Source organism: Treponema sp. R80B11-R83G3, from assembly GCF_054786115.1.
The window spans coordinates 1-846 of record NZ_BDHF01000320.1 but is presented as its reverse complement, the minus strand read 5'-3'; the positions used below and the strand labels follow the sequence as shown (position 1 = coordinate 846).

Here is an 846-nt window from a genome sequence, read left to right as displayed (position 1 = left end):
CAGTCAAGCAAAACCGCGAGTCCACGCCATATAGGGTATGTAGTTTTTAAAAACCGTCCTGCGGCGGTCAACTGCAAACCACTATAGGAGGACATTTATGGAAGCAAACAATCAAAATCCCGCCAAGTACGAGTGGGGTCCTTTCCCTTTCAGGGACGGGGAGCGTATCTTGGACATCCGCTATGACCATGTGTTCAAAGCCGTATTCACAAAAGACACGTCAGCGTCAAGAGGCGCGCTATCAGCCCTGATTTCCGCGCTTATCGGACGAACTATCGCGGTGGAGATAATCACTGCCAACGAGCCGCCGATTAAAGATTTGAGGCAGAAATACGTACGCTTAGACGTATCCTGCAGAACAAAGGAAGGCGAACTTGTCAATGTGGAAATGTCGTTTAATCCCAACGCGAATGAAATGGTGCGTCTTGAGTACTATACGGCAGTATTATTTACCGGGCAGGACATTCACGGGGATGGCAAAAATTATGACGATTTGAAAGAAACGTATCAAATCGCAATTCTTGCAAAGGGAAAATTTTTCCCGGACGAGAACCTCATACACGATTTTTCATACAGCGATCTTAAAACCCGCGTCTGTCTTGGCGGAAAGACAAGAATAATAACTGTTGAACTGGTAAAAACAAAACCCATAGCCGGAAAACCCATTGAAGAGATGACAGACGCGGAACAGTGGGCAATATTTTTTGAATATTTGACAGACGATGAAAAAAGGGCTAAAATAATTGATATAACCAACCGAGAGGAGGGCATAGCGATGGCAGTAAAAACCATGACAGGCTTCACGCAGAACGAGATAGAATACATACGCAAGATGGGTGAGTTAAA

Annotated in this window: 1 protein-coding gene; it reads left to right on the top strand. The window is 45.0% G+C overall.

Going from position 1 to position 846, the window contains the following annotated elements; all coding sequences use genetic code 11:
* Positions 1-97: 97 nt before the first annotated feature.
* Positions 98-846, top strand: a 749-nt coding sequence (locus ACYVRH_RS13600) for a PD-(D/E)XK nuclease family transposase (protein WP_461257427.1), incomplete at its 3' end; no start/stop codon positions are given.